We start from the raw sequence: 2,561 nt of genomic DNA, 5'->3' as shown, positions 1-2,561 counted from the left end.
GTTGAACAAAATCGCTGCGCGATGGTCTGCCAAGGCTGTGGCGCAGCTTTCTTTTTCTCAATAATAAAATAGGCAATGGCAATTCTTACCAGTATTTGATATTGTAAAGTTACCACACAAAACAATTCAATACAGAAAGACACCACTGCTTATGAAAAGAATACCATTTGACCGCTTTTCTGACAAGCGGTTTTATTATGCTAATGCACCTCCATGTAAGCAGGTTTTTTCATTAACTACTGATTTTACATGGAGGATTTTATTATGTACGAAGAAATTTTTAATCAGATTCGATCTGCTGCAAATAAACGGAATCTCAAGGATTCCACGATTCATGCATACTGTACCAGTGTTGCTCATTTTTTGAACCACACAGCCAAGGATATAGATGCATTAACAACTGACGATGTTGATATATTCCTAACTGAAAAGAAACTTTCCGGGATTTCACCAGAAACATACAATCACTACCATTCAGGAATCCGCTTCTTTTACAAGAAAGTATTGAAGATGAATTGGGACGATGAGGACATACCTCGTATGAAAAGGGACAGGAAGTTACCGACAGTGCTTACAAAAGCAGAAATATCGGCTATTCTTGATGCTACGCTAAATCTGAAACACAAAGCTATGATTGCTACTATGTATTCAGGCGGACTACGTGTTTCAGAAGTCACACATCTTCATTATGATGATATTTCACGCAAGAACAAAACCATACACATCCGTGATGGGAAAAGTCGCTCTGATCGTTATACTTTGCTTGCAGACCGGACGCTCGAGATACTGACAGAATACTGGTTTCAATGTGGCAGACCAAGAGGGATTTTGTTCCCAAGTTCATGGACAGGGGATTATCTTACAAAAGATAGTGTCATTCAGTTTTTTCGTGAAAGTACCAAAAGAGCAGGCATTCAGAAACACGTCTCCACGCATTGTTTACGTCACAGCTTTGCAAGTCATCTGTTTGAATCCGGCTGTGATGTAAAATATATTCAAGCGCTTCTGGGACATCGTGATCCAAAATCAACAGAGGTTTATCTGCATGTAAGCAATAAAACTCTGCTTGGAATTAGGAGTCCATTTGATGAGATGGGCGGTGAATGATTATGGAGAAATCATGTACGATACAAGATGTATTTGAACGGTTTTATCCTTCTTATGAAAAGAGGAATAGCCCTCCTGCTCATCATAGAAAAACAGCTTATCATATCATGAACTGTAAAACAGGCGCTTTTGGTGTAAACATCAGTGTTTGTGAAGACTGCGGATGTATCAGCATTCATAATAACTCCTGCAGAAGCAGATGCTGTCCCATGTGCCAGGAGTTTCCGAAAGAGAAATGGATTGATGCACAAAAAGAGAATGTACTTGATGCACCTTATTATCATGTAGTATTCACAGTTCCTGATGAATTGAATTCCATCATTTACAGCAACCAGAAGCTGTTGTATGATGCACTGTATCATGCTGCCTCAGCAACCTTGAATGAATTGGCAAAAGACGCAAAGTATCTAGGAGCTAATATAGGGTATATCTGTATTCTTCATACCTGGGGTTCTGCAATGAATTATCATCCGCATATTCATACCATTGTTCTTGGAGGTGGACTTGATGATGAAAACAACTGGAAAGATACAGGTGGAAAATTTTTTCTCCCATATGGTGTTATCTCAAAAGTGTTTCGTGGAAAATATATGGATGAGTTAAAAAGCCTGTGGAATGATTCTAAGCTTAAATTTCATGGTACAGCAGAGAAATATCAGAACAGCTATCGTTTTAAAGAACTTCTTGATAAGTGTTATGAAAAGAACTGGGTCACTTACTGTAAAGAAACTTTCAATGGTGCACAGTCGGTTATCAATTATCTTGGAAAATATACCCACAGGATAGCAATCAGTAATCATCGAATCAAATCCATGACAGATACGACAGTTACATATGTAGTAAAAGACTATAAAAACGAAGGCTGCTGGAAAGAGAAAACAATTTCAGGAGAAGAATTCATCCGTCGATTCATGATGCATGTTCCTCCCAAACGATTTGTCAGAATCCGGCACTATGGTCTGCTATCATGTAGAAACAAGAGAAAAAAGATAACTCACTGCAGAAACCTGCTTGGATGTAAGAAATACATTTCTACATTAAAAAATCTAAATGCAGTAGAAATGATAAAGGTTTTGTATAATATCGATGTATGCAAATGTTCTTCTTGCGGAGGGAATATGGTATCACCCCGCAAAGATAAATACAGTTCTTCTTTTCGTGCACATATGAGATGTTAAAATCTACAATTGCATAGAATAAATGACTTCCGCATAGGAGGTTTGTTTGTCATGCCTGAAATTGATTTCTTGAAGAAAAAAACTTTTACCAAAACATCCGGTATGATAAACTTAAGGAAAAGAGCAACGATTGAATCCCCATAGCTATCGGCTAAAGGGACGCGACTTTGTTCACCAAGGTAAAATCGAAATTGATGTAAACGAAAGGGCAGTTTTTATCAGAACTCAAGGCTGCTTTTTCGTTTACACCAACTCCGATTGTTTCCTTAACAGTTT

2 protein-coding genes are annotated in these 2,561 nt (G+C 37.9%); both read left to right on the top strand.

The features are described 5' to 3' along the window. Window positions 1–264: 264 nt before the first annotated feature. Window positions 265–1,107: a tyrosine-type recombinase/integrase gene (locus DWZ93_RS14540; protein ID WP_117823637.1), complete on the top strand. Its 843-nt coding sequence runs from the start codon at window positions 265–267 to the stop codon at window positions 1,105–1,107. A 2-nt stretch (window positions 1,108–1,109) separates the two neighbouring features. Then, on the top strand, window positions 1,110–2,285 hold the full coding sequence (locus DWZ93_RS14535) for an IS91 family transposase (protein WP_420314729.1): 1,176 nt from the start codon (window positions 1,110–1,112) through the stop codon (window positions 2,283–2,285). The last annotated feature ends 276 nt before the right edge of the window (window positions 2,286–2,561 follow it).

It is taken from the genome of Dorea sp. AF36-15AT, assembly GCF_003477705.1.
Classification (GTDB): Bacteria; Bacillota; Clostridia; order Lachnospirales; family Lachnospiraceae; genus Claveliimonas; species Claveliimonas ammoniilytica.
The sequence above is the reverse complement of the archived record's forward strand: the minus strand, read 5'-3'. Positions and strand labels throughout refer to the sequence as shown.

Coding starts and splice junctions, on each gene's coding strand:
- DWZ93_RS14540 (WP_117823637.1), top strand. CDS start 265: ATGTACGAAGAAATTTTTAATCAGATTCGATCTGCTGCAAATAAACGG.
- DWZ93_RS14535 (WP_420314729.1), top strand. CDS start 1,110: ATGGAGAAATCATGTACGATACAAGATGTATTTGAACGGTTTTATCCT.